Annotated in this window: 14 protein-coding genes; 5 read left to right on the top strand and 9 right to left on the bottom strand. The window is 63.8% G+C overall.

Translation table 11 applies throughout. The features are described from left to right. Positions 1–2 precede the first annotated feature (2 nt). The gene (glmS, locus tag AC1TQG_RS15595; RefSeq protein WP_482138314.1) at positions 3–1,865 is read right to left on the bottom strand and encodes a glutamine--fructose-6-phosphate transaminase (isomerizing); all 1,863 of its coding nucleotides are present in this window, start codon (positions 1,863–1,865) and stop codon (positions 3–5) included. Positions 1,866–2,338: 473 nt separating this feature from the next. Here glmS and AC1TQG_RS15590 point away from each other — a divergent pair, with 473 nt between their 5' ends. The 3 genes from AC1TQG_RS15590 (at position 2,339) to AC1TQG_RS15580 (ending at position 7,407) form a co-directional block, all read left to right on the top strand. After that, positions 2,339–3,625, top strand: a complete 1,287-nt coding sequence (locus AC1TQG_RS15590) for an alpha/beta hydrolase (RefSeq protein ID WP_482138313.1) — start codon at positions 2,339–2,341, stop codon at positions 3,623–3,625. A gap of 108 nt (positions 3,626–3,733) precedes the next feature. Further along, positions 3,734–6,004 (top strand): bifunctional lysylphosphatidylglycerol flippase/synthetase MprF, encoded by a 2,271-nt coding sequence (locus AC1TQG_RS15585; protein WP_482138311.1) that lies wholly within the window; start codon positions 3,734–3,736, stop codon positions 6,002–6,004. A gap of 8 nt (positions 6,005–6,012) precedes the next feature. Beyond that, the gene (locus AC1TQG_RS15580) at positions 6,013–7,407 is read left to right on the top strand and encodes a DUF2254 family protein (RefSeq protein ID WP_482138310.1); all 1,395 of its coding nucleotides are present in this window, start codon (positions 6,013–6,015) and stop codon (positions 7,405–7,407) included. Here AC1TQG_RS15580 and AC1TQG_RS15575 read toward each other — a convergent pair. Next, positions 7,404–8,816 carry an alanine--tRNA ligase-related protein gene (locus AC1TQG_RS15575; RefSeq protein ID WP_482138308.1) on the bottom strand — a complete coding sequence of 471 codons (1,413 nt, stop codon included), beginning with the start codon at positions 8,814–8,816 and terminating at the stop codon, positions 7,404–7,406. The two genes, AC1TQG_RS15580 and AC1TQG_RS15575, sit on opposite strands and share 4 nt — an antisense overlap. Positions 8,817–8,936: 120 nt before the next feature. Here AC1TQG_RS15575 and AC1TQG_RS15570 point away from each other — a divergent pair, with 120 nt between their 5' ends. Beyond that, positions 8,937–9,794: a dienelactone hydrolase family protein gene (locus tag AC1TQG_RS15570; RefSeq protein WP_482138306.1), complete on the top strand. Its 858-nt coding sequence runs from the start codon at positions 8,937–8,939 to the stop codon at positions 9,792–9,794. 23 nt (positions 9,795–9,817) lie between these two features. On the opposite strand, the gene AC1TQG_RS15565 is transcribed toward AC1TQG_RS15570, so the two are convergent. Genes AC1TQG_RS15565 through AC1TQG_RS15555 form a run of 3 tightly spaced genes read right to left on the bottom strand, consistent with a single transcriptional unit; the run spans position 9,818 to position 12,184 of the window. Further along, entirely contained in the window at positions 9,818–10,183 is a 366-nt protein-coding gene (locus AC1TQG_RS15565) for a hypothetical protein (RefSeq protein WP_482138304.1), read from the bottom strand. Next, complete coding sequence (locus AC1TQG_RS15560) at positions 10,180–11,877, bottom strand: DUF5585 domain-containing protein (RefSeq protein WP_482138303.1); 1,698 nt, start codon at positions 11,875–11,877, stop codon at positions 10,180–10,182. The genes AC1TQG_RS15565 and AC1TQG_RS15560 overlap by 4 nt, the downstream gene beginning before the upstream one ends. Continuing rightward, positions 11,870–12,184: a hypothetical protein gene (locus AC1TQG_RS15555; RefSeq protein WP_482138301.1), complete on the bottom strand. Its 315-nt coding sequence runs from the start codon at positions 12,182–12,184 to the stop codon at positions 11,870–11,872. Before AC1TQG_RS15555 ends, AC1TQG_RS15560 begins: the two co-directional genes overlap by 8 nt. A gap of 94 nt (positions 12,185–12,278) precedes the next feature. Here AC1TQG_RS15555 and AC1TQG_RS15550 point away from each other — a divergent pair, with 94 nt between their 5' ends. Then, entirely contained in the window at positions 12,279–12,578 is a 300-nt protein-coding gene (locus AC1TQG_RS15550; protein WP_482138300.1) for a hypothetical protein, read from the top strand. Between the two features lie 425 nt (positions 12,579–13,003). Here AC1TQG_RS15550 and glmM read toward each other — a convergent pair whose 3' ends face one another. The 4 genes from glmM to AC1TQG_RS15530 all read right to left on the bottom strand — a co-directional run bounded on the left by glmM (position 13,004) and on the right by AC1TQG_RS15530 (position 16,856). Further along, positions 13,004–14,338 (bottom strand): phosphoglucosamine mutase, encoded by a 1,335-nt coding sequence (gene glmM / locus AC1TQG_RS15545; protein ID WP_482138299.1) that lies wholly within the window; start codon positions 14,336–14,338, stop codon positions 13,004–13,006. A gap of 102 nt (positions 14,339–14,440) precedes the next feature. Continuing rightward, entirely contained in the window at positions 14,441–14,980 is a 540-nt protein-coding gene (rpsI, locus tag AC1TQG_RS15540; RefSeq protein ID WP_482138297.1) for a 30S ribosomal protein S9, read from the bottom strand. Beyond that, positions 14,977–15,420 (bottom strand): 50S ribosomal protein L13, encoded by a 444-nt coding sequence (gene rplM, locus AC1TQG_RS15535; RefSeq protein WP_482138295.1) that lies wholly within the window; start codon positions 15,418–15,420, stop codon positions 14,977–14,979. Before rplM ends, rpsI begins: the two co-directional genes overlap by 4 nt. Positions 15,421–15,608: 188 nt before the next feature. Further along, the gene (locus tag AC1TQG_RS15530; RefSeq protein WP_482138293.1) at positions 15,609–16,856 is read right to left on the bottom strand and encodes a type VII secretion-associated protein; all 1,248 of its coding nucleotides are present in this window, start codon (positions 16,854–16,856) and stop codon (positions 15,609–15,611) included. Positions 16,857–16,866: the final 10 nt, after the last annotated feature.

Raw genomic sequence — 16,866 nt, 5'->3', positions numbered from 1 at the left:
AACTACTCGACGGTGACAGACTTGGCCAGGTTGCGCGGCTTGTCCACGTCGTAGCCTCTGGCCTGCGCGACCGCGGCCGCAAATACCTGAAGCGGCACAGTCGAAACCAACGGCTGGAGCAATGTCGGTGTCTGCGGGATCCGGATCAGGTGATCGGCGACATCCACCACTGATTCGTCGCCCTCTTCGGCGATGACGATCGTGGTCGCCCCACGTGCCTGGATCTCACGGATATTGCTGATCATCTTCGAATGCAGCACCGCGCGCCCGGTCAGGGACGGCATCACGATGATCACCGGGAGCTCGTCTTCGATCAGCGCGATCGGGCCATGCTTGAGTTCACCGGCGGCAAACCCCTCGGCATGGATGTACGCGAGTTCCTTGAGTTTGAGTGCGCCCTCGAGCGCTACCGGATAGCCCACATGCCGGCCAAGGAACAGCACGGTGCCGCAGTGGGCGAGGTCGCGGGCGAGCGCACGAACCGGTTCCATGGAGTCGAGCACCTTGCTGACCGCGGCGGGCATCGCTTCGAGCGCCGCGAACTCACGGGCGACCTCGTCGGGGTACTTGGTACCGCGTGCCTGTGCCAGAGCCAGTCCGACCAGGTAGGTCGCGGTGATCTGCGCGAGGAAACACTTGGTCGATGCGACGCCGATCTCGGGGCCCGCATGGGTATAGAGGACGGCATCGGATTCGCGCGGGATCTGGGCACCGTTGGTGTTGCAGATCGCCAGGACCTTGGCCTTCTGATCCTTGGCGTGCCGCACCGCCTCGAGGGTGTCGGCCGTCTCCCCCGACTGCGAGATGGCCACCACGAGCGTCGAACGGTCCAGCACCGGATCCCGATACCGGAACTCACTGGCCAGTTCGACCTCGACCGGCAGCCGGGTCCAGTGCTCGATCGCATACTTCGACAGCAATCCGGCGTGATAGGCGGTACCGCAGGCCACCACGAAGACCTTGTCGATGTCGCGCAGGTCGTCATCGGTCAGTCGCTGCTCGTCGAGGACGATGCGCCCGTTCTCGAAGTGACCGAGCAGGGTGTCGGCGAGTGCCTGCGGCTGCTCGGCGATCTCCTTGAGCATGAAGTAGTCGTAGCCACCCTTTTCCGCGGCAGCGAGGTCCCAGTCGATGTGGAACGGTTTGCCGGGTTGGACGTTCCCCTCGAAGTCGGTGATCAGGTAGCTGTCGGCCGTGATGACCACCACCTGGTCCTGGCCGAGTTCGACGGCGTCGCGGGTGTGCTCGATGAATGCCGCCACATCGGAACCCACGAACATCTCGCCCTGCCCGACACCCACCACCAGCGGTGTCGACCGGCGTGCGGCCACGATCGTGTCGGGGTGATCGGCGTGGGTGAACACGAGCGTGAATGCACCTTCGAGCCGCGCGAGGACCGCGTACGCGCTGGCCACGAAGTCGCCCGCGGTGGGTCCGGACGCGTACTGCAGGTAGATCATGTGGACTGCGGTCTCGGTGTCGGTATCGGACGTGAACTCGATACCGGCCTGCTCCACCTCGCCACGCAACGCCGCGAAATTCTCGATGATCCCGTTGTGGACCACCGCGATCTTGCCGTCGATGCTGGTATGCGGGTGTGCGTTGCGGTCGGTTGGCCGGCCGTGGGTTGCCCACCGGGTGTGCCCGATGCCGGTGGTACCGGTAAACGACTCGCGCCCGATGGAGGCGAGTTCCTTGTCGAGGTTCTCCAGGCGACCGGCCTTCTTCTCGACTGCAGCGTTACCCGCGCCGTCCAGAATCGCGACTCCGGCCGAGTCGTAACCGCGGTACTCCATACGCCGCAGCGCCTCGACAACAACCTCGAGAGCATCGCGTCTGCCCACGTATCCGACGATTCCACACATAGTGCTACAGGGTACTTGCCGCCTGCGGCAGGAGTGAATTGCCGCAAGCAGAACCAGATTTGCGAAACCAAAACTCCGGTTCGGCGTGACAGGAAACGACATTCCGGGCTACAGTGAGCGAACTCTTGGAAATCACGGAGCGCAAGCGCCGCGAGAGTCAAGGGGGATGCGTCGGTTGGGACGCCCTGGATACGTTCGATTCGTATGTCCTCCACCACCGGTGGCCAAGTCGATTGGCGCCTTCGACATCACTGGATATTGATCCGGTTATCGATCTGAATATCTCCGATAGTTATCCCTTCCGCCTCTGGAATCAATGATTCTTTGGCAGCACTCTTGTTTCCACGCTTGATGAACCAATATTCGCTCCAATTCCCTTCTCAAACACCCTATTCGGGCATTTTTGCGGGTATCTTTCCAGAAGCGGTGATCTCCCCCGCATCGGCGATCACCAGCATTCGAAGGAAACAAGCATGAACTGGCTCTGGGACCTATCGGTGCTCGACGGCGCGCTGCCATGGATCATCGACATCGCCGGGTTCGCCGGACTCGCCTGGCTGATCCTGTTCTTCAAGAAGAAGTACCTGCTGGTGGTGGTACCGGTGGCCGCCGCGGTCGCGGTGGCGCTGGTAGTCCTGTCCAAGTGGCTCATCGAGGATGTCTGGAAGCTCTTTTCCGACGCGGTGCCCACGAACTGCTACATCTGGGGCGGTGTGGCGGTGTTCGCGGCGCTGCTCTTCATCCCCAGACTGGTCATGGGTAGCGGTCGCATCGGCAGAGTCATCACAGTTCTCGCTGCCATATTCGCGATTGTCATGCCGTTGTCTGCAATCAACGAACACTTCAGCGAATACCCGACGGTCGGGTCGGTTTTCGGGATCAATCACTTCAAGACGATTTCCTTTGAAGAGGCAAGCAGAAACGATCTCAAAACCGTAGATCCGGATGAGTGGAAGAACCCTCACGATCTGCCAACCCAGGGCAGCATCAGCACCGCATCAATTCCTTCCACGGCATCGAGTTTCACCGCGCGTCCGGCCAAGATCTATCTGCCGCCCGCCTATTTCTCCCACCCGCGCCCGCTGCTTCCTGTTCTGGTCCTGATGGCGGGACAACCCGGAGCTCCCCAAGACTGGCTCGTCGGCGGTCGACTGCCCGAGACCATGGACAACTACGCGAACCAGAACAACGGGCTCGCGCCGATCGTGGTCGTGGCCGATGCCACTGGCAGCGCGTTGGCCAATCCGCTGTGCACGGACTCCAAACTGGGCAACGTCGCGACCTATCTCTCGCAGGATGTCCCGAACTGGGTCAAACAGAACCTCCAGGTCGACGAGAACGCGAAGGCGTGGGCCATCGGCGGACTCTCGTACGGCGGCACCTGCGCGCTGCAGATGACCACCAACCATCCGGAGATCTACCCGACGTTCCTCGACCTGTCCGGCCAGTTGGAGCCGACACTCGGCAACCGCAAACAGACCGTCGATGCTGCCTTCGGCGGAGATGAGGCCAAGTTTGTTGCCGTCAATCCGATGGACCTGATGAAAACGAAGCAGTACCCGGGCGTGGCAGGCGCATTTGTGGTCGGTAAAGACGACACCGAATACCGGCCCGGACTGATGCAGGTCTACGAAGCCGCGAAGGCCGCCGGGATGGACGTGCATTTCAGCACCGTGCCGGGCGGCCACTCGTTCGCCGTCTGGTCAGCGGGCCTGAAGCAAGAAATGCCCTGGCTCGGAAAACGGCTCGGTCTGCCGTGAGACATACGACAATCATTCGAGTAGCGATGCACTACACATGCGGGCTGATGTTCCGTTGAGGCCCGCCACTCGCCGGACGCGTCCGGCGACACGAAACGAAAGGTGCCGATGAGCACGCCCGAGACCCCCAGTGAGGCAACACCGGCCGAGCAGGCGGCAGCCACCACCGAGCCGGCGGCGACCAACACCACCGAGCCGGCGGCGACCAACGCCACCAAGGCGGCCGACACCACGACTGCGCAGACGGCAGTTGCACCCCACCCTGCCTCAACGCAGACCCAGGTTGAACCTGCGGGACCGTCGGCAGTCGCCAAGGTTGCCGGGGTCCTCGGACAGACGATCCGCAGGGTCCCGTTCACCGCGGCGCTCATCTCCGTCATTCTCGTGCTGGGCATCGCCACCGGGGCACTGTGGGAGGCGGTCGAGCACAAGAGCTGGTTCGACAATGTCGCATACGGTTATCAGCCGCTGACCGAGGGTAAATGGTGGACGCCCCTGTCGGGCACACTCTTCGGACTGCACCCGCTGCGATACCTCAGCATCGTCCTGTTGCTTGCGATCTTCGTCGGTTGGTCCGAATGGCTGCTGGGCACACTGCGGGTGGCAGTTGTCGCGATTGTCGGCCAACTCGTCGGAATCCTGGGTGCGATAGCCTTCATCGCGATCTTCCTGCCGGCATCCTGGCACTGGGTCGATGGCCTGTCCGAGGTCCGCGACGTCGGGGTGACCACCGCGGTCGTCGCATCCGTGGCCGCGGCAACCGCCTGCCTACGATCCCCGTGGCGCTTGCGGGCCCGAGCGATCCTCCTTGCCTACGTGGCGATTTCGTTCCTCTTCGAAGGAACCCTCGCGGATGTCTCGCACCTGATCGCCGTCACTGTCATGCTGATCGTCGGCGAAAAGTTCTTCAGCAGGCACGAATCGGGCGTGATGCCACGCACGCGCCAAGAGATCAGGATGATCAGCTTCCTCGGCCTGGTCCTCATCGGGGTCGTGAACATCGCGGTTGCACTGTTCCCGGGAGACGGACCGTTTGGTCCCACCGATTCGACCGACAAGTTGAGCTGGGGATCGATCGTCACCATGCTGATCGTGCTGCTCATCGCGGATCAGCTACGTCGTGGGCGTCGGTGGGCGTGGTGGATCACCGTGCTCTACGGCCTGTTGTACGTTGCCGCCCTCATCGTTGTCATCGTTGCCCTCATCACCTCGTCGTATGTCGGCCAGGGTGCGGTCACCATGGGAACCGGCCTGCTCTGGATCGTGGAATTGATCCTGCTGTTCAATGGCCGCTACGCCTTCACCGTCCCGTTCAACAGCCGAAAGGTGATGGCCGGGAACGGTGGACCGGATCCGTCGCAGCAGGTCCGTACGTTGTTGAAAGAACACGGCGGCAGCACGATGAGCTGGATGATCACCTGGGAGAACAACCGCTACGCCTTCACGAAAGACGGCACGGGCGTCATCGGATACCAGCGTCCCGCCGGAACCCTCGTTGCACTCGCCGACCCGGTCTGCGCACCGGACAAACTCACCGAGACGGTCCGCGAGTTCACCGACCTCGCCGAGAACAGCGGCCGGATCCCCTTCTGGTTCTCCGTCAGTGAGAACACCGCCACCGTCGCCCGCGACATGGGTTGGCGCACACTGCAGATCGCCGAAGACACCATCATCGACCTGCCGACGCTGGCCTTCAAAGGCAAACCGTGGCAGGACATCCGATCTGCCATCAACCGGGCGAAGAAGGAAGGCATCACCTTCAAACTGACCACTTTGAAGGACGAACCGTTCGCGGTGCTCGCGCAGGTCCGCGCGATCTCCGAAGAATGGGTCGGCGACAAAGATCTCCCCGAGATGGGGTTCACCCTTGGCAGCGTGGAAGAAGCCCTCGACCCCGATGTTCGCATTGCGCTGGCCACCGATGAGACTGGATCGATACACGGTGTGCTCTCGTGGCTGCCGGTCTTCGGACCCGATGGCAGCATGCGCGGGTGGACGCTCGACGTGATGCGCCGCCGCGACGACGGCTTCCGCCCCTGCATCGAGTTCCTCATCGCCAGCTCCGCACTGGCGTTCAAAGCCGAAGGTGCACAGATCCTCTCGCTGTCGGGTGCCCCGCTGGCGCGGGCCGAGAACGAATCGGGTGATGCCGAGGCCATGGATCGTCTCCTCGACACACTGGGTGCGGCGATGGAACCGTTCTACGGATTCCGGTCCCTGCACGCGTTCAAGATGAAGTTCCAGCCCCGGTACGAGCCGGTCTACATGTGCTTCCGCGACGAGGGCGACCTGCCCCGCATCGGAATTGCGTTGACGCGCGCGTACCTTCCCAACGCCACCCCGGGTCAGATGCTCAGGCTGGCGACGAACAAGGAGTAATCGCGCCGATGCACGTGCTGGGTGATCTCGGGCGCCGCATCCGCGACGGGGTGCGGTGGCGGCGGACGAAGCGCCGGCTCGGCACCGTTCGTGTCTGGCGACTCCCGATCGGGCTCGTGCTGTTGGCGGTGGTGATGACCGGCGTCTTCCAGGCCATCGACAATGCAACTCCGTCGGAAACGGTCGATACCGGTTCGATGGCAACGCTGCTCAGTGCGATCGCCGGGGGCATGATCACACTGACCGGTCTTGTCTTCACCGCGACAACCCTGGCGATGCAGTTCGGCGCCACCCAGGTGTCGGTACGAGTGGTACCTGTCCTGCAACAGGATCCGGTCATCCGATGGGCCAACGGTCTTTTCCTGGCCACCTTTGTCTATTCCCTCATCGTCGCCTCCGACATGGCCTCTGAAGACAACCGCGCCCCGATCGCCTCCGGCGCCTTCGCATTGCTCCTGGCCTTCGCCAGCGCAATCATGTTTGTGGTACTCGTCTCCAAGGTCGGGCGAATCCTGAACTCCACGAGGCTACTTCGCTGGATCGCCGAAGAGGGACACCGGGCGATCAAACGCACATACACCGGCATTTCCACCGATCTCACCGCCTCAGGCCGCGAGAGCCCGATGCCGGCGACCCGGTCACCGGATCTCGATCTGCCTTCCGTGACCATGAAACTGGAACGACTACCCGGCAAAGGCCGGGTGCTGGTGGCGATCAACCTCCCGCAACTGCAGCGACTCGGAGTTCGCTGGGGCGCGCAGATCGAGGTGCAACCGCGTATCGGTGACTTCGTGGCACTCGAGGCCCCCCTCTTCGTCGTTCATGGGGATGCCCTGTCGCTCACCGAGATCCGGAAGCATCAGCTCCTCGGGACGCTGTGTTTCGGCGATGCGCATCGGCCATCGGTCAGCCCTTCGGCGGCGTTGCAGGCAATTGTGGACGTTGCGCTCAAAGCGCTGTCCCCCGCGATCAACGACCCGGGGCGCGCAGTCCAGGCCATCGACCATCTCGAGGATCTGTTGTTGCTGCTCGCACCCCGGGTGCGCACCGACCGCACACTGGAGGCGATGTCGCGGGTACATGGTTACCGACGGACCTGGAACGACTACGTCTCATTGGCCACCGATGAGATCCGGCATTTCAGCACCGGCTCCACCCAGGTCCAGCGCCGCCTGCGTTCGTTGTTCATGACGTTGCAGGCGAGCACACCGCCGGCTCAGCACCCGCCCCTGATCGAGCGGCTTGCCGCTCTCGACCAGCAGGTGAGCCGGGAGTGGAAGACCGAACTCGACATCAGGCTCGCCAGCGTCGCCGATCCCCAGGGCCTCGGCTCGGAATCGGGTGGCCAGGCCCACCAGAAGTGGGCTCCGGCCACCGATTCGCGAGCCCCGGAACAGCTCTAGGCGGTCCCGGCACCGAGCTTGGTCGAGGCCTGCGAACGGGCGCGCTGCGCCTCGATGGCGTCGTCGAACTCCGCGCGCCAGTTCTCGGTCAGCGGCAGCCCACGGGCCACGGCTTCCTCTGCCGACAACTCCACGGGGAATCCGAAGGTGTCCGAGAGCTTGAAGAGGTCGTCGCCGGTGACGGTGTCGCCGGTCTTGCCCAGCCGTTTCAGCTCTCGCAATCCCTTGCCAAGCGTCCGGCGGAATGACCGCTCCTCCTTCTCCAGAACCGCAATCACCACGTCGCGTCGATCCGCCACCTCGGGGTAGGCCTCCGTGTAGAGGTCGGCAACCACCGGGACGAGTTGGGTGAGCAAGTTCTGTTCCACCCCGAGCTGATGGGCGAATCGGATCGCACGACGCAGCAGACGCCGCATCACGTAGCCCTGTTCCTTGTTCGACGGGACAACACCGTCGACAGCCAGAAACACCGCTCCGCGGATGTGGTCGGCGATCACGCGCATCGCCACAATGTTGTCCTCATACGACTTCGCGGTGAGCTCTTCGATCTTCTCGATGATCGGCCACAGCAGACTGATCCGATATACGTCCGGGCTGTCGATCGCCGCGGCCGCGATCCGTTCGAGGCCACCACCGTAATCGACGTTCCGCTTGGGCAATTGCGCAAAACCGTCGTCCGTCTTGGCATATTGCATGAAAACCGAGTTGCCGATTTCCATGTACTGCCCGCCGTCGGAGTTCTGATGCGGGTACTTTCCGAAAGCGGTGTCGTGCTCGACCTGCGGGAAATAGTAGAAGACCTCGCTGTCGGGACCACCGGGGTCACCCACCGGCATCGTCGCCGGACCGCCTGAACGCGACCACCAGTTCTTGTCGCTGTAGTAGGCGATCCGCGCGCCCTGGTTACCCTGTTCGTTGCCCTGTTCCTCGGTGAGCAGTACCACTCGATCTGCCGAAACCCCTGCCGCGGTGAACAACTCGGTCCAGATGTCGGCACTCTCGTCGTCGCGTGGGATGCCGTTCTCCGGGTCGCCTGCGAACACCGTGACATAGATGCGACTCGGGTCGAGACCGACGACATCGGTCAGGAAATGCCAGAACAGTGGAATCTGTTCGGATTTGAAGTAATCGCCGAGACTCCAATTGCCCAGCATCTCGAAAAACGTGGTGTGCCGGTTGTCGCCGACCTCCTCGATGTCCTGCGAACGCAAGCAGGTCTGCGAATCGGCCAGACGTTTGCCTTCCGGATGCTCCTCGCCGAGCAGGTACTTCAACAGCGGTTGCATACCGCTGCCGGTGAACAATGTGGTGGGGTCGTCCTGCGGTACCAGCGGGGACCGCGGGATCAGGGCATGGCCCTTTTCCTGCATCAAAGCCAGGTAGGCACTGCGGATTTTATTGGCATCCATTCGAATACTCTCCCAATATCCCGATCCAAATGCGCGCTGAATCGACACTCTCGGCCCAACTTGCTTTCTTTAGACGAAGGCCTGCTGCCGTTGGTCGCCGCGATCACCTAGAGTCAGATCGTGGCCAACCCCAAGAAGCTTCTCTCGCAGCTGTCCAGAACGGGACCGCACAAGGTCCTGCGCGGCGACATGGCGATCGTCGGGCTCCCCGGAACCATCTACACACCAGCACAGGGCAAAGACCTCCCCGGCATCGCGTTCGGACACGGCTGGCTGACCGGTGCCAAGCAGTACTACAAGACGCTTGCGCATCTGGCGTCCTGGGGCATCGTGGCGGCCGCGCCGTCCACCGAGAAAGGCATGCTCGGCTCCGACGAGGGACTGGCCGCCGATCTCGAAACAGCGCTGGGTGTGATCAGCGAGGTCCGTCTCGGCACCGGCGACATCACCGTGAACAAGCATCGCCTCGGGCTCGTCGGACACGGTTTCGGCGCGGGTGCGGCCACACTAGCTGCTTCCCGGAGTGAGCGCGCGAAGGCGCTGGCCGCGCTGTATCCGGCACCGACCAGCAAGGCTGTGCTTCCGGCTGCAGAGGCGATCAAGATTCCGACGATGATCCTGACCGCACCGGGTGAGCTCGAGTCGATGACCTCGAATGCGTTGGCGTTGCGCCGCGCTCTGCCTGCCGAGAGCCAGGCTGTTCTGCGGATGGCGCCGAAGGCCGACAATCGTGGCCTGGCCGAGGGATTCAGCGTGCGTGGGGTACTGGGAGCCGGTGGAAACAGCAGGGCCACCCAGCGGGTGACCCGCGGTGTCCTCACCGGTTTCCTGCTTCATCAGCTGACCTCCGACAACACCTACTCAGCGTTCAGTGATCCCGATGCCGCGCTGGGCAAACTGCTCACCGTCGATCCCGAATCGCTGCCGCCGGGTACCGAAGATGTGGTCGATCCACTCACGCGACTGCTCCGTAGCTGACCCGACCGGACGAGAAGGTTCGGTCAGCGGTCGGTCAGCCAACCGCTGCCGAACGAGAAGTCCGCTCCGGTGTCGATCGGACCGTCTCCGGATGCGGCCCGGTTGTCGCTGACGATCTCGTCGGCGACGTCAGCAACTCCTTCGGTCACCGATGCCGGAGTGGAGACGGGGCTGTGCGGACTGAGGTCGATGTCGTCGGCGGGCAGGAGTATCGCCCCGCCCCGTGCGACCGACTCGCGCGTGACACCCCGGCGGTGCCGATCGTCGGCGGCCTGCACCCGTACCCGTTCACCGAGCACGGCCACCTGTCGCTCGTAGTTCTTTGTCGCAGAGGCGGTCTTACGCCTTGCCGCGCCGATGATCTCATCGAACAGGTCTGCAACGCTCACTGGTCACCCGCCAAAGCCAGCTGACCATCCTCCGCAGGTGGGACCCCGTCACCCTGTTGTGACGATTGCGGCGACACCGGCGTGCCCCTGTTCGACGGGTTGTCACCGACTCCGGGCGTGGTGTGTTCGATGTCCGGCGCCGGCCGGGTGGCGGCCTGAGGCGACGCCTGCGGAACCGGGGTCTGCGATCCCGGCTCATGGGGCGGGCACGGCGTTTGCGCCACGGCTGGCGGCGCGACGTCAGTATCCGGTAACGCCTGCGACGTCGGAGCCACAGGTTCGGTGGCCGCCCCCTCTTCGGTGGCCGTTTCTTCTGCGGTGGAGCTGCCCTGATCCCCGGAACCTCCCTGATCCCCGGCGCCGTCCCTGCCTGCCGTTGCCTCCGTGGTTCCGATCGAACCGTCCGGTCGCACTTCGAGTACATGGGTGTCGGTATCACCGCCTGCGCCGGTCACCGTAAGGCTCACCGACGCACCATCGGAACCCGCCTTGATCTCGATGATCTTGTCGCCCAGCATGATCGAGGCGGCCGCGCCGCCTGGTCCGCAACGACCATCGGATCCCGCCGGTTCTTCCGCTGGCACCGTGTCGATCGGCCCGTCGGCCGACAGCCCACCGCCCTGAGCGAGCACTGTGGTGATCGCTTCGGACAGACCGGTGACCGCGGCGGCAGCGATGGTGCCGACAACACCCAGCAACGGACCCAACAGTTCAGCGGCTGCCTCCCCCGAGAACGCCGACGCGCCCAGCGTCGGTGCATCGGATACACCAGACGTGCCCGTACCAGCCGGGATGCCGCTCTCACCGCCGGAGAAGGTGGCGGGTGATACCGGGGTCGCCCCGGAGACAGACCGCCCGGTAACGGCTGAGCCGGCTTTCGCCACACCCTGGCCCGGGTCCGCTTGCGGGTTCGCCGGTAACCCGCCCCGGCCCGACTCCCCTGCCCTTCCATCAGGCCCGTCCCCGTCACCGCCCCGATCTGCGCTCCCGCCGCCGTCGCGTCTGAGTTCGCCGTCGGCCCCGGAGACCGCCGCTGGACAGGCGGCGCTGTCGACCGCTGCCATGGCGTTACACAGCCCCGACAGAATCGCTTCGATGGCGTCATCGCAGGTGGTCACCGCCGTCCCGAACAGGTCAACGGCGGCGCCGATCGCGGCCCGGAGTTCGGCGTGGTGCGCAAAGCACGCTGTTTTCATTTTCAGCCACAAGGCAATCGGAACACCGAGGAGGTTGTCCGGTTCGATCATGGCGATACAGCTGTATTGGGTGAAGCGTGCGACGTCGATGCAGTCGGCCGCGACCAGCATGCCGGCGCCGATCCCGGCGATCTCTGCTAGATCGGCCTCGGCACGCGGAACGATCAATTGAAGCTGCTGTTGCGCGGCGATCCCGGACCCATCCGGCCACACGTCGGCCAGGACACCCTCTTGTTGTTTCTGGACCGCGACCGCAGATGCCACGGTTGTGTGGAGTTGTTGCACCACAACACCGTCGGCACGCAGTTGGGCCGTGCGCAGGTCGTCGGCCTGGCGAAAGCGCCCCTCGAAGACCGCGAACTCGGGGAAGTCGGTCATCCCCAATCGCTGCGCCAATGGTGCGACATGTGCAAAGAACTCCAGGGCGGACTCGGCCGCTTCGCGCGTGGCAGCGAGTTCGGACTGCAGGTTCGTGCCGGCGCCTGGTTCCCTACCCACGCCGGGCTTCCCCATCGCCGAAGGAATCGGCATTGATCGTGTCGTGTCCGTCCAAGGTGTCGGCCGCACAAACCAGGCCGTCACCGAACTGCCGCGCCGATTGCGCCAGCATTCTCACACTCTGTGCCATCGCCATCAGGCCCGCCGAGTAGGCCAATTCGTGATGGGCGTAGCGGCGGCCCAACTGGGCACCGAAGTCGCAATCCCCCAACCCCATGCACGCAACATCCACTGATCGCGCGGTGCCGACGAAGATGCCACCGACGCGCCGCACCTCCAACGGATCGATCCAGGTCTGATTTGCCATGCTGACCTCCCACCCGGTTGGACGTACCGGTGTGCGGTGAGGTTCCCTGATCGACTTCAGATGGCAGCGCCGGGATCATCCCGTCGAAACAGCGATGTCCGCGCCCCGAATACACGGGGCGCGGACATCACGACAGGCTTTCGCCTATCTCAGCTCAAGAGCCGAAGAAGACACCAAGAAAATCGGCGTTCTTGATCAGGAACTGAAAGATTTCCAGTACATCAATGTCAATGGACGATCCCATTTTGAATCCCTTCATAGAGGTGACAGCACGGTCACCCTGCGCGACCTGACGATTCGGGAAAAGCATTTCTTCTCAAACATTTCCCGCCAACAGCATTCCACAGTCAGGCATGTCTGTCATAACGAAAACCTCGACGGCCGACGCCGGTGACGAGCTACACCCAGATAAAGTTCTGTTCACCCAAATATCTCTTGCATAAGTGTTAAGTGGTGTATCTACGCAGGTCAGAGGCGTAAATGATGCCAATCGGATATTTCTACAATTTCACATTGGCAAATACCCCGATTATCCAAGGCAATTATCCGGCCCCAAAGAACCGAACTACAGTGACCCCAGTACGGGGGACGCCAATTCCATTCCATGCCAACTACCAGCATGAACAGAGTCGCCCAACCATGTCGATCGACCAATGGTTGCGAATGCGAGAATACTTCTCGAAGAATTCACATAGGAGCCAAACAAGCAGCAAGATTCGAAAAACAGTGATTCAAGTCACATCTGTTGTCAGATGTTTGCGGGCGCGTCGCGCAGGCGCGTGTGCACTGCGTCAAACGAGACCCGAAGACCTTCGGCGATCAGGCCGCCTCGACCGCCTCGGCGATCCGCTGGGCAACAGACCGGGCCTGCTCGGCGGTGGCGGCCTCGACCATCACCCGAACCAACTGCTCCGTCCCTGACGGCCGCAGGAGCACGCGCCCGGTGGTCCCGAGTTCGCCTTCGGCCACTGCGACAGCTTGTTTCACCGATGCGGCCTGCGCCACGACGTTCTTGTCGGCCACGCGGACATTGATCAACACCTGCGGCAGCGCGTGCATGATCGAGGCCAGGTCGGCCAGCGATTTACCGGTGGAAGCCATCCGGTCCATCAGTGCCAGACCGGTCAAGATGCCGTCGCCCGTGGTGCCGTGTGACGGGATCACCACGTGGCCGGACTGCTCGCCACCGAGGGAATAACCACCGGCGCGAAGTTCTTCGAGTACATACCGGTCACCAACGCCGGTGGTGCGCACCGCAATTCCGGCCTGCGTCATGGCGTGATGCAACCCGAGGTTGCTCATCACCGTAGCCACGAGGGTGTTGTCCTTGAGGGTGCCTGCGTCCTTCATGGACGTCGCCAGCACCGCCATGATGGCATCGCCGTCGACAATCTCGCCCGAGGCGTCCACTGCCAGGCACCGATCGGCGTCACCATCGTGAGCCAGTCCGAGATCGGCACCGTATTCGCGGACTGCTGCCTGAACCTGATCCAGATGCGTTGACCCGCAACCATCATTGATGTTGTTTCCATCGGGATCGGCACTGATCGCGATCACCGTGGCACCGGCGGCGCGGTAAGCGCGCGGGGCGGCCAGATAGGCGGCGCCGTGAGCACAATCGACCACAACGGTCACCGGCTTCAGGTTCGACTCGACCATCCCGGAAAGGTGCCGCAGGTAGATATCCAGGGCGTCGTCGGCGTCACGGACCCGCCCGACATCGGCCCCGGTCGGACGCGGCACGGCAGCGTCGAGCGCTGTTTCGATGGCGTCCTCGGCCGCATCGGCCAGTTTGTGGCCACCAGGGCCGAAGAATTTGATCCCGTTGTCGGGCATCGGATTGTGTGAAGCCGAGATCATGACGCCGAACGCGGCGCCGTAGTGATCGGTGAGGTACGCGACGGCAGGCGTGGGCACGACACCGACGCGCAGGGCGTCAACACCCGCTGCGGTCAAGCCGGCACACACCGCTGCCTCGAGCATCTCCCCCGATGCCCGGGTGTCACGGCCGACAATCGCAACCGGGCGTCCGGTGGAGTTGGATCGGGTCGCGAGTACTCGCGCTCCGGCTTGTGCCAGCGACAGTGTCAGTTCCGGAGTCAGGTCGGCGTTCGCCAGTCCCCGAACACCATCCGTGCCGAACAGGTGCCCCATTACGTTCCTTTGGTTCTCATGCACACAGGCAGGCGTCCAGAGATTTCTGAACGCCTGCCTGTGGTCAAGACGAGCTCGATAATCCTCGCGACTGAAAAGAGATCAGCGCTTGCTGTACTGCGAAGCCTTACGGGCCTTCTTCAGGCCGTACTTCTTGCGCTCCACTGCACGCGGGTCACGGGTGAGGAAGCCGGCCTTTTTCAGGGCCGGGCGATCGTCCGGTGTGACCTCGATCAGTGCGCGGGCAATGGCCAGACGCAGCGCGCCGGCCTGTCCCGACGGGCCGCCACCATGCAGGTTCGCGAAGATGTCGAATGCATCGTTGCGCTCCACGGTGACAAACGGGGCCTTGATCAGCTGCTGGTGCACCTTGTTGGGGAAGTACTCCTCCAGGCTGCGGCCGTTGAGCTTGAACTCGCCGGTGCCGGGGCTCAAGCGGACGCGAACGACAGCTTCCTTACGGCGACCAACGGTCTGGACCGGGCGATCGAACTCGATCGGCGCACGGGTGTCGACGACCTCTTCGGCAACAGCCTCGTCCACGGTGTAGTCATCGGCGCCGACCTCGGCCTCAACGACTTCAGCAGCCACAACTTCGGCTTCGGTCTGATCGGACACGTTTTGCTCCTCCGGCGCCGTCACTGGGCAACCTGGGTGATCTCGAAGGGCACGGGCTGCTGAGCCGCGTGGGGATGGTTGGGTCCGGCGTACACCTTCAGCTTGGAAGCCATGGCGTTACCGAGCTTGGTCTTCGGGAGCATCCCGATGATCGCCTTTTCGACGAGGCGCTCTGGACGGGTGGCCAGGGTCTCACCGACAGTGCGGGACTTCAGGCCGCCCGGGTGACCCGAGTGGCGGTAGAGCAGTTTGTCGTCGAGCTTGTTGCCGCTGATGGCAACCTTCTCGGCGTTGATGATGATGACGAAGTCGCCACCATCCATGTGGGGGGCGTAGGTCGGCTTGTGCTTGCCGCGGAGCAGATTGGCGCTCTGCACGGCAAGGCGACCGAGCACCACGTCGGTGGCGTCGATGACAAGCCACGCATGCGTGATGTCACTCGCCTTCGGGGTGTACGTAGGCACAGAAAGTCCTGTCGTTTCGGTGATATGGAGCTGGTCAGGTACGTGGCAGAGGTTGCCCTGGCGACCAGTGGGGACCCAGGCCTCGACTCGCCCGGTAAACCAGACGGCCGCGCACCAACGAATAACAGTACCGTTCGGGCGTCATCATGGTCAAAACGCCTCCGACCAGCGCTCGAGACCGGCCCGTGTCAGCGCGGCTCGATCCGCACCGATCGGACCGCCGTGCGGCATTGCGCGTCGATGGGTTCGCCCGCCGATCCGCTCTGACAACCGATGCTGACCTGCAGTCCCCGCTCCACCGTCAAGTACCAGCGGATGGTCCCACCCGATACCGGGACCTCGCGATAACTGATCACCTCGCGGCCCCCGAACTGCGTACTCGCGGAGAACTCCTGCACGACCGCGTCACCGCGCTGATCGATGCGGTTGCGCAGGCTCACCGCGACCGAGGCCAAGGTAGAGGTGTCGCGGACCGCGTTCTGCAGGACGATCAGACGGCTGTCGTTCTCCGGGGCGGCGAACGTGGTTCGCGAGACGACGCCTTCGGCAGGCGGTTCGCTGCTGCTCCGCCAGCCGCCGGGAACCGTCAGACTCACGCGTCCGAGCTGGACCGTCTGATCGGCCTCGGCCACCGGCGCCGCCGCCGCACCGTCCCTCATCACCGCGACACCGACGCCAACTGCCGCCGCCACAAACACCAGCAGGGCCGCGACGGCAGCGACGATGCGGCGCCGGCTCCGGGCTCTGACCGGTGGTGGGCCGTCGTCGATGCGTGCGGGAGGCAGTTCGGCACCACCGAATCGGCGCAACAGTGACCGGTCGACCGTCAGGACCCGGCCGACGATGGTCGATGCTTCGGCGCCACGACAGACCGCAGCCACCGCAGCCCGCTCGCGACCGTCGACCAGAATCGCCTCGACGCGGTTGTCCACCACCTCGGCCAGGAGTTCGGGTAGTCCCTCCGCATCGGTGAGAACCCGGGTCGACGAGATCTGCGGTCCGGCCGCCGACGACCGCAGCTCGTGGACGTCGATCCGCCTATCGGACGCGCTGCGCCCGTGGACCTCGATCACCACCACACATTGGGCCGCCGAGTCGAGGTGGGAACGGGCGATCGCCACCGCGCGCGGTACGAGTTCCAACTGGCTGCAGTACGCAAGTGCCGCGTTGCGCAGGATCTCGGTTCGCCGGTGGCCCCACGTGCTGGGGTACGCCAGCGTCACCGGACCGATCCCGGCCATCTCGGCGAACAACCGCGACCACGCCTCGGTGGTGTGCATCCGCCGACCATCGATCGTGACACCCGCACTGTCGATGCCCGCGACCATCGATGCGATGGGGGTGGCGTCGCCCGCGCCGACCACGAACTCGTCGTAGGCGATGTCGGCCACGGTCGCACGGATACCGACGCCGGTATCCCTGACGTCCCGGTTCAACGCGTTCCCG

The organism is Williamsia sp. Y844, from assembly GCF_056786475.1.
The sequence above is the reverse complement of the archived record's forward strand: the minus strand, read 5'-3'. Positions and strand labels throughout refer to the sequence as shown.

What these genes read in the sequence shown, in the direction of transcription:
- AC1TQG_RS15580 (WP_482138310.1), top strand. Translation starts at nt 6,013, where the DNA reads ATGCACGTGCTGGGTGATCTCGGGCGCCGCATCCGCGACGGGGTGCGG.
- AC1TQG_RS15585 (WP_482138311.1), top strand. Translation starts at nt 3,734, where the DNA reads ATGAGCACGCCCGAGACCCCCAGTGAGGCAACACCGGCCGAGCAGGCG.
- AC1TQG_RS15555 (WP_482138301.1), bottom strand. Translation starts at nt 12,184, where the DNA reads ATGGCAAATCAGACCTGGATCGATCCGTTGGAGGTGCGGCGCGTCGGT.
- glmS (WP_482138314.1), bottom strand. Translation starts at nt 1,865, where the DNA reads ATGTGTGGAATCGTCGGATACGTGGGCAGACGCGATGCTCTCGAGGTT.
- AC1TQG_RS15590 (WP_482138313.1), top strand. Translation starts at nt 2,339, where the DNA reads ATGAACTGGCTCTGGGACCTATCGGTGCTCGACGGCGCGCTGCCATGG.
- AC1TQG_RS15550 (WP_482138300.1), top strand. Translation starts at nt 12,279, where the DNA reads ATGTCCGCGCCCCGAATACACGGGGCGCGGACATCACGACAGGCTTTC.
- glmM (WP_482138299.1), bottom strand. Translation starts at nt 14,338, where the DNA reads ATGGGGCACCTGTTCGGCACGGATGGTGTTCGGGGACTGGCGAACGCC.
- AC1TQG_RS15575 (WP_482138308.1), bottom strand. Translation starts at nt 8,816, where the DNA reads ATGGATGCCAATAAAATCCGCAGTGCCTACCTGGCTTTGATGCAGGAA.